Below are 15,283 nucleotides of genomic sequence, written 5' to 3'. Positions count from 1 at the left end.
TGTGGAAACGAGGTCTATACTGATAGTTTATTCCGCCAAATAGCACTAAAAGTCTTGCCTGATAAGCATTTCACGATTCCATAAGCAAAAATTATCACACAAAGTCGAGAAGAGCCGCATATGAACAAAATGTTCGGCCAAATAGTAAAGATTTTTCCCATTTAAAAAGCCACGCCACCCAAAACCTTTCCAGAGAAATTTAGCATACCAAATTGCCGTGTAGAAATTTGTCCATTTCATAGATGCAAAGACATTAGACCGTTTGGGTTCAAGTTTGCTATTTTCGACAAAGTTATCAAAATGTTGAAGAGTATGATAATCTCCCCAAAGTTGATCGCCTCGATAACAATCCATGAAACCTAAATTTTTCCCTTGTTTAATGACTTCATTAAATTGTTGATAAAGATGTTCACAATATCCTGTTTGATGTTCTTTTAAGCCAAGGGTATATCGTGCTAGAAAATCCAAGTCTAGAAACCATTTTCCTGTGTACATAGGAACTTGGACACCAAACCACCAGATATAATCATGATAGATGCGCCAACTCATAATACTGGCATCTCCTAACTGTTGATCATGATGTTTGATTAGATGGTTATTAAACCGCGTGTAAGTTAGGATAAAATCATTGTACGCCGCTTGTTTTTTCTCGCCAATAGCTTCTCCTACTAATTTACTGCGAATAATTTCTGTCGTACATTCAATTTGGTAGGAAATCATGCTAGATCCCAAAGAATAAAAAGGATCAAAAATACAAGCTGCATCTCCAATTACATACCAATTATCGGCTGAAAACATGGTTTTGCTTGTATGAGAAGGTCGCGGTAAATAATGGAAATCAATATTTTCACCACTATTAACTAAACGATAAAGAATTTCATGATTGGCTTTTAAGAAATCATAAAATTTCTCTTTTGTGTTAATTTGATAATCAGCGATCGCTGAACGATGATAAGCAATGCCAATGGAAATTTCTTGACTATCCTTCTCGGTAGGAATCATCCATAACCAATGACCATGACCGAACCAATGATTGGTTGCATAGTAATGGCTACAAGTTGTACCATAAGGATCATAACCATCGTGAAAAATGGTGCGATCAATATTGTTAACTCTAACCCAAACAGAACCGGTATCAAGTCCAAAAAGATTATCTGCTCCAAATAGGAGATTATCGGTTTTTTGACCAATAATAAACTTACGTCCTGCGGCATCAATAACGTGCTTTGCTTTGAGAGTTATCTGTTCATTTTCGACTTTAGCGATAACGGTTTTGAGTTCATCTTTTGAGGTTAAATCAACATCTACAACTCGACCTTGATAAAAAGTTGCTCCCATCGCTTTATTCATTTTTAGGAGATCCCGTTCAAATTTTGCCCGGTTCATTTGAAAGGAAGCCAAAGGCGGTTGACGATTATTCCAAATATGATAATAATCATCAGTGGTAGTCGTTTTGTCCTTCTTTTTCGGCCAATGGAAGTTTAGTCCAAATTTGGGAGGATGATTTTCGATCATATACTCATATAGTCCCAATTCTTTGCAGACAAATAAGGTGGCAATTTCCACCATTGATTCGCCAATTTTGAGGTCTTTATTAGTTCTTTCTTCTGGACGAGGATCGATCAGTGCAATTTTAATGTTGGGAACATTTAGAAGTAAGTGTCTTGCTTGACAGACCCCGGCGAAACCTGCTCCCATAATCACAACATCATACTCATTAGTGTTAGTAGCAACCATTGGTGAAATTCTCCTAAAATGTGATGAGGAAGAGAGTGAATAAGAAAGAATACAAGAAAAAGTTAAAGATATAATTCCCCTAATCGGGTTGCTAATTCAGCAATGGTGGGATAGTTAAAAATGACCACAGGATTTAATTCCTTTCCGAGCCATTTTTCTAAGCGTCCTAATAAAACTAACGCTTTTCGTGAGTCGAGTTCATAATTATCAAAAGGTTCTTCAATATCAATGTCATCAAGGTCAACATCGAGTTGTTGAGCAAACTGATCAACGAGCCAGTTTTGAATGTCTTCAACGGTACAAGGGGATTGAACAGTTGTCATCATGGTTTAAGTTCCTTTAAGGTGAAAAAAGTGTTGTAGCAAACTAAGATTGCTTAACTGATATTCCTAGTTTATTCCTCTACCCATTGATCAGCCATGTTTTATTTTTCGCCAAAACTGGATTTTTTTTATTCCTATTTTTTATGGTCAAATTTAGTACATTTTTGCTATATAAATATAATCGAAAAACCTAGCAGACAATACAAAATATTATCCATTAAATTTACCCTACTTTATCCTACAATAAAAGGTAACAAAATTAATTTGCTAGTTACTAGGTAAAAATTATGATAGAGACTCATGTTCTTAACCCATCTGTCAAACAGATTCCTCCTACTACTCAATCGATTGAAACCGCTCATAAATCTCCGCAAATGCTCCAAGAATTATTAACTTCAGCCGTTGTACAGCTTGAAACAGAACTGCAAGATAAGCTAGAAAAACTGTTATCTAAACAGGAGTATCAATTGTTACAAATTGGGGAGAATATTAATAGCTTGACGCAGGAATTAGAACAAGCAGTTTCTGAATTTCTCCAAATTGCCCAACAAGCAAATAAAACCTATAGTTCTCTACAGTTTTTGGGTCAATTTGTTGAACAAAAACCTAATAACTCACCCAATAAAGGAAGCCAAGATACCGTTAGAGTGGTTTATAGTCATGCCGCCAAATTACCGATTCCTGTGGTAGAAAAATATGGCTTAGGGTTTATCCTAAACTATAAAACGGTTGATTTATCCCAACTAGGTATTACCCTTTCACTCTCTCGTCAATCTCCGTCTCTTCCTGCCATCAAACAGGGATAATTTAAGCACTACTAAGGTGGGCATTGCCCATGTGGAAACGAGGTCTATACCGATAGTTTCTTCCGCAAAATAGTCCTAAAAGTTTTGCCCAATAAGCACTTCAGGGTTCCATAAGCAAAAATTATCACACAAAGTCGAGAAGAGCCGATTATGTAAGGTGTAAAGTTTAAATACTTAGAACCTAAAACCTAAAACTCAGCCATCATTTAAGCTACTTGAGTTTGATATTTTTCTCGCCAACGTTTAGGAGATACTTTATGTAACTGACTAAAGCGACGGGAAAAATAATAGGGGTCAGTAAACCCAACGGTGGCGGCAATTTTGGTAATTGACTCATGGGTTTTCAGTAACAAGGATCGGGCTTCTAGCATTCTTCGTTCCACAATCCAATGAATAATCGTTTTGTCGGTGCGACGCTTAACTAAATTGGTTAAATAAGCAGGAGAATAACCAGCCGCTCCAGCCACATCATTGAGGGTAATCGGTTGACTATAATTTGCCTCAATAAACTCAAAAACGGGTTTTAATTGAGAACTATTAGGGTAGAAAGAAGCCAAAGAATCAAAGAAATTCGGTTGCGGGGTAGAAGAAGGCTGTATCAACGATTGAGGAGCTTGTTTTGAGTTAACAGAAGGATGAATTCTGCAAGCGTAGCCATCTTTTTCAGATTCTAGAAAATTTAAGGAACGAGCTACTATGCTTATATAATCTTGATCTCCATATTTGAGAAGGTTAACCGTAATATCGAGGGATTGATGATCCCCATAATAAGGATGGTGTGTGATCAAACGTCCAAAACCTCGACGTTGAATTAATTTCCAGTATCTAGACCAATCTGAGTTTAAAAAATCTTGAGCAGCTTCTTCTATAGTCAAATTAGATAACTGTTCTCTGGAATATCCCAATAAAGCACAAGCCGCATCATTGTAATGCTTAATCCCTCCTTGGGAATCGATCCACAACACAGATTCAGGGATTTGATTGATTAAATATTGAATAACAGATATGGATTCAGCTATTTCTTGCTGAGGGACGGCATTAAGAAAGTTAGCCGTAGAATGAGAGAAGTTAAGGGAGTTAAGAGGGTTACAGTTTGGAGTTAAAAGCATGAGACTGTTCCTATAATTTTCAAAATAGATAATTTTTTGACCACAAAAGATAGTTTTCACTCCATCACAAACAAAACTGATTTCCTGATCTTCTTAATTCTTGATAAGGAAATTATAGCACTTGGCTGATCGCTCAAGTACAACTTCTAGGGTTGAAGTGCTTATACAGTAAGCCTTTCGGTGATTGCATGGGATGATCCGTCTCGGAAAGTGCTGTATTGAGCTTATCTTTGCTCTACAAGCGGAGATGCGTCTTTCCGCAAATTTTTAAAACCCACATTCCGCACTTCAAATTATAGTAAGTAGTCATGCAAAATTAATTACCTGCCCGATCGAGCTAAAACCCTTACGGGGCAATGATCGTCATGTGTAAATAATTTTGCCTAGGTACTTAAGTACTCATTGTGCGCTTAATTTTTTAAGGGAAGGGTTTTAAAATTGCTGTTACCTTTATCCTGTATGCTTTTTAGCGAATAAGGTAAGCAGAAAAGTGCCGATAATGCGATCGCCAATTGACTCGCTCAAACCCTGATCAATTCGTTAACTTCCCAATGGTCTTTTTGTGCTAATAAATATTCGAGTAGAACGCTCAATGCGTTTGCTAGACTGCATTTGAGGCAATCTATCAAATTTTCGGTTCGAGAAATGAGCGAACGGTGAGTAAGTAGTCATAGTCATGCAAGGCGTTGCTGATTTGAGATATGAATCTTCGGCTCTCTTAGGTTTGGTGGGTAAAATGTATTCTAAGATACAATCCTCCTGGCGAGTGAGTGGAACGAATCACAAAGGACACAAAGATTGATCGATCCTATATTCAGTTAAACTTATCACACAAATAAGAGGAGAGCCAATCTTCTTTGGCGGAATTTCTTAAAACCTAGACCCGAACTAACTTTTGCATCGGTGTCATCAACGCCCTATTTTACGTCCTCTGTAGGTAATGCGCGTGGCGGTGGCTGCCCCAGGACTACCCGACGAGACAGTATAAGCTGCCCGCGCATTTAAATTGCTTGTTGAGATGAGGCACTCTTGCACTCTTGCACTCTTGCAAGAGGCAAAAGTAAAGGGATTAGGGGAGATTTAGCTAATCTAAGGATAGGCGGTTAAGATGCGTCTTAGCTTACTACTACTTGAGAAAGTGGACTCAAGACGGAACATGGCTGAAAATCCATAACTGTCTCCGGGATTACGTCAGGACGATGGAAGGTCATCTAACGGCGGCGAGCGCGGGAGTTTTAGACAGCCAATCGGTCAAAACCGCCACGATGATTAATCAAGAGGTGGGTTATGATGCGGGGAAACGGATTAAAGGAAGAAAGAGATTCACATTAGTCGATACCTTCGGGCTGTTAATCGCAGTCAAAGTCGTCTTCTGCCAAAGATTCTCCATTTTGCTGAGGACTTTCCTATTTTAAACTAGATATAAGTGGGTGGGTGGAATTAAATATAAGATGAACGTAGGTTGGGTTGAAGCATGAAACCCAACGCCCGCACAGGTTACGGTACCGCTAACCCATCCTACAAATAATTGTGCCTCCCTACTTAGATGATGTCTAGATAGATTGAACTTAAAAAAACTTAATCATCAAATCTAAAATTAATCTATCTAAATCTCTAATCTTCAGCAATTTAGAAATATGCTGATCAGCAAAAACTACAAAAGGTTTTTCAGAATCTCTCTATTTTGAATTAGGAAAAAACTCATGTCTATGCGTCATTTTGCTTTATTGCTTGGGCTAACTACCGCTGGAACAGCCACTTTATTAGCTCCCCTTCCCACTCGTGCTGCTAGTTGTGAAACAGGTGATTTATTTGATTTTAGTTCCATCCAATTTATTGCAACTCGGCCTATTGCTTCTAATAACTGTTTGCGGTTATTTGGAAAACGAACAGACCCGACTCCTCAAGGATTTGTGGGCTATGGCGCCGGTCACACTGAAACCGCTTTAAATTCACCTGGAAATCCAGCCCCCTATTATGCTGCGGGGATTGATTTTAGTCCCGAAAATTTGGTTAATCCTTTAGGAGCAACCCGAGCCGCCACATTGTTAAATAATATTACAGGATTTTCTAACTTTGCGACTTTCCTCACCAATAACAGTATTAATGTCGATCGTATTGGGTTTAGTTTTGGTCCTAAAAACGGGGATTTTACCAAGAGTTGGAATTTAGGAAATGATATTAATGGAGAGAACTATTTTTCCTCTCCTACGTCTTCTCTAGAAGAACGCATTTATGCCGCTAATCCTAAGGAAGTGGAAAGCTTTTTATTGTTGGACAACACTAAAATTCTTAGCTTTGGTTATAGCGATATTTATTCATTCTTAGAATATGGCGCAACCACCGCTCCTGATGATGACTCTGAAGCGATTATTAGTGATCCCTTTAGTGTTTCTAAGGTAGCTGGCCTGCTCGGAGAATTTGACGGATTAGCCAATGCTTTCTTAGTCGATGTGGGTTCTAATAAAGTACAATTAGTCAGTGAAGATGCCGCCGTTGTCCCAGATGACGTTTTTATCGATCCCTCAATTGGCCCATTAAATCCCGTGGTTTCTATTCAATTTCCCCTGCAACTGAGAATTGTTTCGACTCCTGAACCTTCTGTTACCCTTGGCTTAATGAGTTTAGGCATTATTGCCGTAGGGTGTCGTTTGAAAAATAAAATTCGGAAAGAATAGGACAGCAGTTGTAGATAAGCTGAGACCCATCCCCGTCTTCACGTTAAATTCTTTAATGAATAGACTTATGCCAGATAACCATCCTATGTCACCTCCTATGTCGGAATATCCCCTAAAAATCACTGCCACCTCTTCTGAACCTCAAAAACAATCAAAACGCCGTTTCCAAGGGGTTCGGCGATGGTATCTTGGGGGACTTTTATTGTTAGGAGTCGGTTATGGGATTGGGTCAATCAGTCAACCAACTCAACCAATCGCCCCTTCGGTTGCTGAAAATAAACATCTTCTCCCCGTTGAAATTGACCGGCTAGTACAGGTCAATGCTTATCAACAGTCTCGAACTTACACTGGGGAAATTGTCGCTCAAAATACCAGTGATTTAGGGTTTGAACGAGGAGGAACAATGACTCAACTGCTGGTGACAGAAGGACAATGGGTGAATCAAGGAACGCCCCTTGCTCGTTTAGATGACCGTCAATTAATCGCCCAAACACAAGACTTATTAGCCCAAAAACAACAGGCTTTAGCACAATTAAAGGAAATGGAGGCGGGTTCTCGTGCTGAAACGATTGCCGCAGCCCAAGCAAATTTGGCTCAAGAAAAAGCTCAACTACAAGAGATGGAAGTGGGACCTCGCACTGAAACCATTGCGGCAGCCCAAGCGCGTTTGAAAACCCTGCAAGCACAATTAGCTTTGGCTCGTAGTAAACGGGAGCGACGACAGAATCTTTATACGCAAGGGGCTATTTCTCTTGAACAGTTTGACGAAGTGGTCACAGATATGGATAGTCAACAGGCAAGGGTTAATGAAGCCCAGAGCCAATTAGATGAGCTATTAGCAGGAACACGCCCTGAAATCTTAACTCAACAGCGAGCAAGGGTTAAACAGGCTCAAAGTCAACTGGATGAGTTGTTAGCAGGGACTCGCAGGGAAGTGATTGAAGCCCAAAAAGCAGCTATTAAACAGCTAGATAGTCGTTTAGCTAGTATTGAACTTGATTTAGAAAAGACCGTTCTTAAAGCCCCTTTTTCGGGCAAAATTCAAAAACGTTATCTCGATCAAGGAACGGCGGTACAAGCGGGTCAAGGGGTGGTGCGTTTGGTACAATTAGACGGCGTTAAAGCCCATATTGGTGTTCCTACGTCCCTGACTTCTGAGATTAAGATCGGACAATCACAAACCCTAAAAATTGACCAAAAATCTTATTCAGCGACCGTTAAGGCAATTTTACCTGAACTAGATGCTGCCAGTCGTACCGTGACGGTGGTTTTTCAAGTTAAAGGAGCAGGAAGTAGCGGCGAGGCTACCTCACCGCTGCTAACCACTGGACAAATTGTCACCTGGAAATGGCAACAAAACATTAATACTTCGGGTTATTGGCTACCTAGTACCGCTCTTGTTAAGGGAATTCGAGGATTATGGTCGATTTATGTCCTAGGAGATGGGAATGCAGCCCAAGGATTTGTCGTAGAACGTCGGGATGTGGAGGTTTTATACACCGATGGGGAGCGAGTTCTCGTGCGAGGAACATTAGACGGAACCGAAAAAGTGATTACTAATGGCACAAATCGCATTATTTCGGGGCAAAAGGTAAAAATCAGTAAACAGTAAACAGTGAGCAGAACGTAGGTTGGGTTGAAGCATGAAACCCAACGCCCGATTATGTTACGCTACCGCTAACCCATCCGACAAATAATTGTGCCTCCCTACTTAGGGTTTGCTGAATAAATCTAAAAACCTTGTTGGGTAAGACTTTTAGACTTTTGGGAAATCAAAAAGTACCAGATCTGGGAGTGATCGCGGAGAAAATTCCTGGACTTTTTCCCTGAAAATTAGGTAATTGACCACCTGAAAATGGGTAAAACCCTACACCCCACACCCTACACCCCACACCCTGCCCCCAGGAAAAACTTTTTGCCGCAAACCCTACTTATTACTTATTACTTTCTCCCCCGAACTTCATAATTCTCAATTCTTAATTCATCATTCTCCTATGTCTTCCATCTTTTATAAAAACGTCCGATTATTAGTTTTAACTATTTTGGCGATCGCCGTTTGGGGCTTATCTTCCTTTTTCAGTTTACCTCGTATGGAAGATCCCGAATTAACCCCTCGTTTTGCGGTCATTAACACCCAATTTCCAGGCGCAACCCCTGAACGAGTAGAAACGCTAGTTACTGATAAATTAGAACAAGCTTTACTAGAAGTCGAAGAAATTCAAAATATTGATTCTACCTCTCAGCTTGGCTTCTCCAGCATTACCATTGAATTAAATGACCAAATTACCGATGTTGATCCCGTTTGGTCACAAATTCGTGATAAAGTCAATGATGCTGTTTCTCAATTACCATCGGGAACTTCTCTCCCTGAATTTGAAGAATCAAAACCCAAAGCCAACGCCTTAATTGTTGCTTTAACTTGGCAATTATCAAGCCCTCCGAATTATGGCATTTTGAGCCGTTGGGCGCAAGAATTAGAAGATGATTTACGGTTAATTGAAGGAACAGAAAAAGTTGAATTATTTGGCAATCCTACGGAGGAAATTCGAGTTGAAGTTGCTCCCCAACAATTAACCCATTTAGGATTAACCATACAGTCCCTATCTCAACAAATCTTAGAAAGTGATGCCAAAGTTGCTGCCGGCCAATTACGAAGCGAACAAAGTAACTTATTGCTGGAAATTGAAGGAGAATTAGATTCTTTAGACCGTTTAAATCGTTTATCAATTAAATCAGGTTCGTCTAGTCAAGTAGTGCGATTAGGTGATATTGCAAATATTAGTAAAGGAATTGAAGATCCCCCCAGAGAAGTCGCGATGATTAAGGGAAAACGGGCGATCGCAATTACTGCTTTTGTGGAATCTGATAGACGCTTAGATTCTTGGATGACAGTCGCCAAGGCTAAGTTAGAAAGATTTGAAAAAAACCTTCCTCAAGGAATTGGCCTACACATTATCTTTAATCAAAGTCGTTATGTGCAGCAACAACTGGACTCGGTTTTATCAAACCTGATCATGGGGGCTGTCTTAGTTTTTGGGATCACCTTTGTGATCATGGGCTGGAAATCATCTTTAATCGTGGGAACATCCCTTCCTTTATCAGTTTTGATGGTTTTTGGCAGTATGAAGGTGTTAGGCATTCCCCTACATCAAATTTCGGTGACAGGGTTAATTATCGCTTTGGGATTATTAATTGATAATGCGATTATTGTGGTTGATGAGGTGCAAATGGCTTTAAAAGAAGAAGAAGGTATATCACCGCTCAAAGCCGTTGCTACTACCGTACATCATATTTTTATTCCCTTACTCGCTTCTACCTTTACCAGTGTTATCGCTTTTTTGCCCATTGCTACCGCTTCAGGAGCAACTGGAGAATTTACGGGAACGATTGGAGTAACCGTAATTTTAGCCCTAATTAGCTCGTTTATTCTATCTGTCACCGTGATTCCTGCCTTAGCGGGAAGATTACATCATTGGCAACCAACCCCCACAAATGGATATTGGTGGCAAAGCGGATTTACCCATTCTCGTTTAACCTATCTTTATAAGTGGAGTTTAGATCGCACTTTTCAACGTCCCTTATTAGCGATCGCCCTTATTCTTATTCTTCCCTTATGGGGTTTTATGAGCTTTCCTACCCTACAACAACAGTTTTTTCCCCCCACCGATCGCGAACAATTTCATTTAACCTTTGAATTACCCATCAGTGCGTCTTTACCCGAAACCCAGTCTCAAGTGATGCAAGCCCGAAAGTTAATCTTACAGCATCCTGAAATTCAAGACGTTCAATGGTTTATTGGGAAAAGTGCGCCCTCTTTTTACTACAATGTCTTACAAAATCGAGAACAATCTCCTAATTATGCTCAAGGAATTGTTCAACTTCAGAAAAACGTCAAGTCGGGTGGGTTAATTCGCACCTTACAGCAAGAATTAGATCAAGCCTTTCCCCAAGCGCAAATTATTGTCCGACAATTAGAACAGGGTCCTCCTTTTGATGCACCGATTGAATTACGCTTATATGGGTCAGATTTAGCCCAATTACAGGCTTTAGGCGATCAAGTTCGCGCCGAATTAGCTAAAACCCCTGATATTATCCATACTCGCGCCACTTTAAGCGAAAGTTTGCCCAAATTAGCTGTCAATCTTAATGAAGAAAAGCTACGTTTAGCAGGGTTAGATAAAAGAGCCGTTGCTCGTCAATTAGACACCAGTTTAGAGGGAACAGTCGGAGGCTCGATTTTAGAAGGAACAAAAGAACTACCTGTGAGAGTTCGGACTTCTAATCGTCAACGGAGCAATCTAGCTGAAATTAGCTCATTAAACCTCTTATCTTCAGGAAATTCTGCAACTTCATCGACAATTGTTCCCTTATCAGCGGTGGGAAATGTGGAAATTGTCCCCGATATTGTTGCTATTTCACGTCGTAATGGCCAACGGATGAATACCATACAGGGTTTTATTCCGGCTGGTGTATTACCAGAACAAGTACTCTCTGAGTTTGAAAAACGATTAGAAATGAGTAATTTTCAGTTACCCTATGGTTATTCATGGGATTTTGGCGGAGAACAAGGAGAACGTCAGGATGCTTTAAGTAATTTGATTGCAACTCTTGGGGTTTTAGCGATCGTTATGGTGGCCAGTTTAGTCCTCACTTTTAATTCTTTCCGTATGGCTAGTATTATTATCATAGTTGCCATTTTATCTTTAGGATTAGGTTTAGGATCATTGGCCTTGTTTAATTATCCTTTTGGGTTTACAGCGATTTTAGGGATCATTGGACTTTTAGGAATCTGTGTTAATGATTCAATCGTAATTCTTGACGCTTTGCGTCATGATGCTCAAGCCAGCCTTGGTTCACGTCGAGCAACTCGAAATGTGGTGATTCGTGCAACTCGTCATGTGGTAGCGACCACCTTAACCACGATAATGGGGTTTATCCCTTTATTATTTGATCCCAGTGGTTTTTGGCCACCTCTTGCGATTAGTATTGTCGGTGGGTTAGGTGGCGCCACTTTAATAGCGTTATATTTTGTTCCTTCCGTATATCTACTCTTAGGTCGTAAAAACCTTACACAGAGTGCTAAACCGCAGTAACGGTATGATTATCGCAGTCATTTTGTCCTGCCATCAAGAGTGAGGAAGAGTCTTAACTCATCGTCCGCTCATTTTTGGGAGCAAGATGGGGTCGAAGAGGTGGAAAGGCGTTGTCAAATTGAAAGATGATCCGAATCAGCTTGGAACTGAAATTACCTTGATAGCAAGGATTGCATTGCATCTTTCATATTCTGATCTGACAACGCCAACTACTGAGCGTTCGACAAAAGCTCACGCCGAAGTCTCACACCGAAGTCTCACGCCGAGGTCCGAACGGGTGTGGGGTTTTAAGCTAAGAGGCATTTTAATCGCCTATCCGATTAGCTGAATCTCTCCCCATCCCTTTACTGTTGCCTCTTGTTTCATCTAAACAAGCAATTTAACTGCGCGGGCAGCCCTGGATCTTACCTAAAATGTCGGATGAATGCCCCCGCTAGATTTTTCGACAAGATACTCACCTTTGCGGGGGATGAAATCCGACCAGAATATCAATGACCCTGAGCGAAGCCGAAGGGTCAACCCCAGAGCATCGGTTTAATTCCACCATCTGTGGGTAAACTCTGTTATCGAAAAAATCGGGTCTAAAACCTCGCCTTAAGGCGAAAAGTTTTGGGAGCGGGGCATAAATCCCCGTTACAAAAACGGCCGACCGCCCCCTGCCGACCGCCCCCTGCCTTCGTTAATGATGTCTGTCATCCCCAAGCTCAAATTATCTGGCAATTAGCGATTAATTAGGCTACTCTAACTAATATCCCCCCCATTGGCCTCGATTTAGAACTGGCTTTTATCCGTCCCCACCTTATCATCGATTTTTTTCCAGAATCTTATGTCTGAAACTATCACTCCCGCCATTAGCGATCGCATCTGTAAACACAGGAATAAAGATCACGGTGATGCCGTGCTTTTCTACTTAGGTCTATCGGCAGTATTATTAAGCTTACATCTACCGGCAGCGGCGCAAAATTGTCGGCCACTTTCTCTATTAGGCGGTGAAGGTAGTGAAGTTACGAAAACTGTCTCACAACCCACTGTTCCAGGGCCTTTCGGTGTCACGATAACTCGTAATAATTGGAATACCGATTGGGCAGTGCCGGGGGGGAGAAGTTTTCAGAGGTTTATCGTTACGGTTTCTGTTCCCCGGGCTGCTTCCTTTGATATCCGGCTGTTTCTCAAGTATAGCGATCAAACTAACGAGGAATTTTTTAATACTAATGGAGTACGAATCGAACCTGATAAACCCTTAACAATTACTGCTACAGTACGGGCAAATGATCAACCTTTCTTAGTCAATCTTTTTGTCAATGGTATTCAGCATATCGGTAATACCTACACCGCTTCTGTTGTCGGTTGTGAACGATAAAATACATAGGGTGTACTGAAAAAGTTTGTTAGTGGGGACTGGGTGTGAGATTTTAAGCTAAGAGGCATTTTAATCGCCTATCCTGAGATTAGCTGAATCTCACCCAATCCCTTTACTATTACCTCTTGTTTCATCTCAACAGGCAATTTAACTGCACGGGCAGCCCCAGACTTTACTCTCTGCCCCGATTGACCATAAGTGGGACAATTAGAGCAATGCACAATTAAGGATTTTTGTCAAGAAAATAATATTAAACTTATTATTGATACCTGCCATCCTCACGCCCAAATTATCTGGCAATTAGCGATTAATTACGCTACCCTAGCTAATATCCCCCCCATTGGCCTCGATTTAGAACTGGCTTTTATCTGTCCCCACCTTATCATCGATTTTTTTCCAGAACATTATGTCTGAAACTATCACTCCCGTCATTAGCGATCGCATCTGTAAACACATGAATAAAGATCACGGTGATGCCGTGCTTTTCTACGCTCAAGTTTACGGTAATATTACCGATGCAGAAACCGCTCAAATGCTCTCCATCGATCCCGAAGGCATGGATTTAGCCATAGAAAAATTAGGGGAGAGTCAAACAATTAGAATACCTTTTGAGCGCACCCTAGAATCAGCCAAGGATGCCCATAATATTCTGGTTGAGATGCTAAAAGTTAATCAAACCAACTTTTGACAAAGAGCGATTTTGCGACTATCACCGAAAAAGACCAACCTAGAGAATTAGCCCATGAATCAGGTTAATAGTACGGTAATAAAAATACCCAAGTCTGGCTGGCGTTTACTGCCTTTTTTAGTCTTGGGTGTGCTAGTTTTTGCCTTTAATTCCTCCCTAGAATTAAATTATCTAATCAAGGGTTATATTACTCTCTTGGAATTACAGGCAGGCATCGTGGTTTTATACTTTCTTTTGGCTAAATTAGGGAAATCTCAAAAATTATGAGAAATAGAACTATAGCGGCTTTACTAGCCTTTTTTCTTGGTTATCTTGGCATCCATAAGTTTTATCTAGGGGAGAATTTGGCAGGTATTTTTTATCTACTTTTCTTCTGGACTTTTATCCCCGGCATCATTGCTTTTTTTGAATTTATTGGTTTAATCATCATGTCAGATCAAGCTTTTGATGCTAAATATAATCCTAACTATCTCCCCAGCAGTAGAGAGCGAGGACTGCCAGAATCAGCCCAGCAAAAAACCGCTACTTTACTCCAGCTTAAAAAACTTTACGATCAGGGAATTATTACTGCTGAAGAATACGAAGAAAAACGCAGAAAATATTTAGATTCTCTTTAAAAAAATATGTCTAATCTCTCTCCTCGCCCTCCCGAATCTTCCGAGTGGATCTGGCTATCTTTAGTCCCAGTTTTCGGGGGACTTGCCATTGCTAATGCTGGCAAAAAAACTAATAACCAAAGTTGGTTATCCGTCGGCATTGCCTTGACAATTATCTCCCTTATTTTCCTTACACAAGAGTCTTTTATCGTAATTTGGTTTGCCCAAATCGGACTGGGTTTATACATCCGTCAACAGCTTAATTCCCATCCAATAGCTTCGGGAAATAGAACCAATTCCAGACAGTCATCCTCTCCTCTCGAAAAAATTGATATTAACAGCTGTTCCACCAACGATCTGGTTTATAAATTAGGGTTGCCGATTGTCTATGCCAATGATATCGTTTCTGTCCGTAACGAAGGACATATTTTTACCCATTTAGAAGAATTACACTTCCTAGCTGGTTTACCAGAAAATTATCTCAAAAAATTAGAACCTTTGGTTATCTTTGCCTACGATATTCGCCAAGAAGTTGACGTTTCTTGGCGTTGTTTAAACTACTACTCCGTTGCGGAATTAGTCAATCTCGGTCTTGACTTTTCCGTGGCTGATAAAATTGTCGCCGAAAGAGAAAAAAACGGTGTCTATCGTTCGGCGATCGAAGTGAGAAACCGGACAGGTATTCCCTTAAAATCCTATCAGCAATTGCTTTAAGTAAGTAGTTATAATTAAATTGAAGATAGATTTTGCTTCTGATCCCCCCTGCCCCCCTTAATAAGGGTAGGGTTGATTCATTTAAATTAAGTACAGCTAATTTTGAGTCAATAAATTTGACTGAAGATTCTCAAGTTTATCTTTTTCTAATCAAAATAGTTAGTCACAATAACTAATCT

Annotated in this window: 14 protein-coding genes; 11 read left to right on the top strand and 3 right to left on the bottom strand. The window is 40.3% G+C overall.

Features of this window, described 5'->3' with window-relative positions; genetic code table 11:
- Positions 1-45: 45 nt before the first annotated feature.
- Positions 46-1,737: an NAD(P)/FAD-dependent oxidoreductase gene (locus tag EWV66_RS17080; protein WP_287116014.1), complete on the bottom strand. Its 1,692-nt coding sequence runs from the start codon at positions 1,735-1,737 to the stop codon at positions 46-48.
- A 62-nt stretch (positions 1,738-1,799) separates the two neighbouring features.
- Positions 1,800-2,063 (bottom strand): acyl carrier protein, encoded by a 264-nt coding sequence (locus tag EWV66_RS17075; RefSeq protein ID WP_008206984.1) that lies wholly within the window; start codon positions 2,061-2,063, stop codon positions 1,800-1,802.
- A 284-nt stretch (positions 2,064-2,347) separates the two neighbouring features.
- On the opposite strand from EWV66_RS17075, the gene EWV66_RS17070 reads away from it, so the two are divergent.
- The gene (locus tag EWV66_RS17070) at positions 2,348-2,866 is read left to right on the top strand and encodes a hypothetical protein (protein ID WP_052277687.1); all 519 of its coding nucleotides are present in this window, start codon (positions 2,348-2,350) and stop codon (positions 2,864-2,866) included.
- A 206-nt stretch (positions 2,867-3,072) separates the two neighbouring features.
- On the opposite strand, the gene EWV66_RS17065 is transcribed toward EWV66_RS17070, so the two are convergent.
- Entirely contained in the window at positions 3,073-3,975 is a 903-nt protein-coding gene (locus tag EWV66_RS17065; protein WP_052278537.1) for a helix-turn-helix transcriptional regulator, read from the bottom strand.
- Positions 3,976-5,105: 1,130 nt separating this feature from the next.
- On the opposite strand from EWV66_RS17065, the gene EWV66_RS17060 reads away from it, so the two are divergent.
- The 10 genes from EWV66_RS17060 (at position 5,106) to EWV66_RS17015 (ending at position 15,104) form a co-directional block, all read left to right on the top strand.
- Positions 5,106-5,390, top strand: coding sequence for a transposase (locus EWV66_RS17060; RefSeq protein ID WP_185237609.1), 285 nt, complete (start codon positions 5,106-5,108; stop codon positions 5,388-5,390).
- 288 nt (positions 5,391-5,678) lie between these two features.
- On the top strand, positions 5,679-6,653 hold the full coding sequence (locus EWV66_RS17055; RefSeq protein ID WP_052277686.1) for a hypothetical protein: 975 nt from the start codon (positions 5,679-5,681) through the stop codon (positions 6,651-6,653).
- A gap of 85 nt (positions 6,654-6,738) precedes the next feature.
- Positions 6,739-8,265 (top strand): efflux RND transporter periplasmic adaptor subunit, encoded by a 1,527-nt coding sequence (locus tag EWV66_RS17050; protein ID WP_287109113.1) that lies wholly within the window; start codon positions 6,739-6,741, stop codon positions 8,263-8,265.
- Positions 8,266-8,647: 382 nt separating this feature from the next.
- Positions 8,648-11,746, top strand: a complete 3,099-nt coding sequence (locus EWV66_RS17045; protein ID WP_287109114.1) for an efflux RND transporter permease subunit — start codon at positions 8,648-8,650, stop codon at positions 11,744-11,746.
- Between the two features lie 826 nt (positions 11,747-12,572).
- Positions 12,573-13,106 (top strand): hypothetical protein, encoded by a 534-nt coding sequence (locus EWV66_RS17040; protein ID WP_012265816.1) that lies wholly within the window; start codon positions 12,573-12,575, stop codon positions 13,104-13,106.
- Between the two features lie 198 nt (positions 13,107-13,304).
- On the top strand, positions 13,305-13,520 hold the full coding sequence (locus EWV66_RS17035; RefSeq protein WP_052277683.1) for a precorrin-6A/cobalt-precorrin-6A reductase: 216 nt from the start codon (positions 13,305-13,307) through the stop codon (positions 13,518-13,520).
- Complete coding sequence (locus EWV66_RS17030; protein ID WP_052277682.1) at positions 13,513-13,794, top strand: DUF2470 domain-containing protein; 282 nt, start codon at positions 13,513-13,515, stop codon at positions 13,792-13,794. Before EWV66_RS17035 ends, EWV66_RS17030 begins: the two co-directional genes overlap by 8 nt.
- Before the next feature lie 54 nt (positions 13,795-13,848).
- Complete coding sequence (locus EWV66_RS17025; protein WP_052277681.1) at positions 13,849-14,061, top strand: hypothetical protein; 213 nt, start codon at positions 13,849-13,851, stop codon at positions 14,059-14,061.
- Positions 14,058-14,411 (top strand): NINE protein, encoded by a 354-nt coding sequence (locus EWV66_RS17020; protein WP_045357333.1) that lies wholly within the window; start codon positions 14,058-14,060, stop codon positions 14,409-14,411. Before EWV66_RS17025 ends, EWV66_RS17020 begins: the two co-directional genes overlap by 4 nt.
- 6 nt (positions 14,412-14,417) lie before the next feature.
- Positions 14,418-15,104 carry a helix-hairpin-helix domain-containing protein gene (locus tag EWV66_RS17015; RefSeq protein WP_052277680.1) on the top strand — a complete coding sequence of 229 codons (687 nt, stop codon included), beginning with the start codon at positions 14,418-14,420 and terminating at the stop codon, positions 15,102-15,104.
- Positions 15,105-15,283: the final 179 nt, after the last annotated feature.

Source organism: Microcystis sp. M_OC_Ca_00000000_C217Col, from assembly GCF_007095585.1.
GTDB classification, from domain to species: Bacteria; Cyanobacteriota; Cyanobacteriia; order Cyanobacteriales; family Microcystaceae; genus Microcystis; species Microcystis panniformis.
The sequence above is the reverse complement of the archived record's forward strand: the minus strand, read 5'-3'. Positions and strand labels throughout refer to the sequence as shown.

Bases quoted from the DNA above. Each gene is read 5' to 3' on its own strand.
- EWV66_RS17065 (WP_052278537.1), bottom strand. From the start codon at position 3,975: ATGCTTTTAACTCCAAACTGTAACCCTCTTAACTCCCTTAACTTCTCT.
- EWV66_RS17080 (WP_287116014.1), bottom strand. From the start codon at position 1,737: ATGGTTGCTACTAACACTAATGAGTATGATGTTGTGATTATGGGAGCA.
- EWV66_RS17070 (WP_052277687.1), top strand. From the start codon at position 2,348: ATGATAGAGACTCATGTTCTTAACCCATCTGTCAAACAGATTCCTCCT.
- EWV66_RS17015 (WP_052277680.1), top strand. From the start codon at position 14,418: ATGTCTAATCTCTCTCCTCGCCCTCCCGAATCTTCCGAGTGGATCTGG.
- EWV66_RS17025 (WP_052277681.1), top strand. From the start codon at position 13,849: ATGAATCAGGTTAATAGTACGGTAATAAAAATACCCAAGTCTGGCTGG.
- EWV66_RS17055 (WP_052277686.1), top strand. From the start codon at position 5,679: ATGTCTATGCGTCATTTTGCTTTATTGCTTGGGCTAACTACCGCTGGA.
- EWV66_RS17075 (WP_008206984.1), bottom strand. From the start codon at position 2,063: ATGATGACAACTGTTCAATCCCCTTGTACCGTTGAAGACATTCAAAAC.
- EWV66_RS17050 (WP_287109113.1), top strand. From the start codon at position 6,739: ATGTCACCTCCTATGTCGGAATATCCCCTAAAAATCACTGCCACCTCT.
- EWV66_RS17020 (WP_045357333.1), top strand. From the start codon at position 14,058: ATGAGAAATAGAACTATAGCGGCTTTACTAGCCTTTTTTCTTGGTTAT.
- EWV66_RS17040 (WP_012265816.1), top strand. From the start codon at position 12,573: ATGTCTGAAACTATCACTCCCGCCATTAGCGATCGCATCTGTAAACAC.
- EWV66_RS17030 (WP_052277682.1), top strand. From the start codon at position 13,513: ATGTCTGAAACTATCACTCCCGTCATTAGCGATCGCATCTGTAAACAC.
- EWV66_RS17045 (WP_287109114.1), top strand. From the start codon at position 8,648: ATGTCTTCCATCTTTTATAAAAACGTCCGATTATTAGTTTTAACTATT.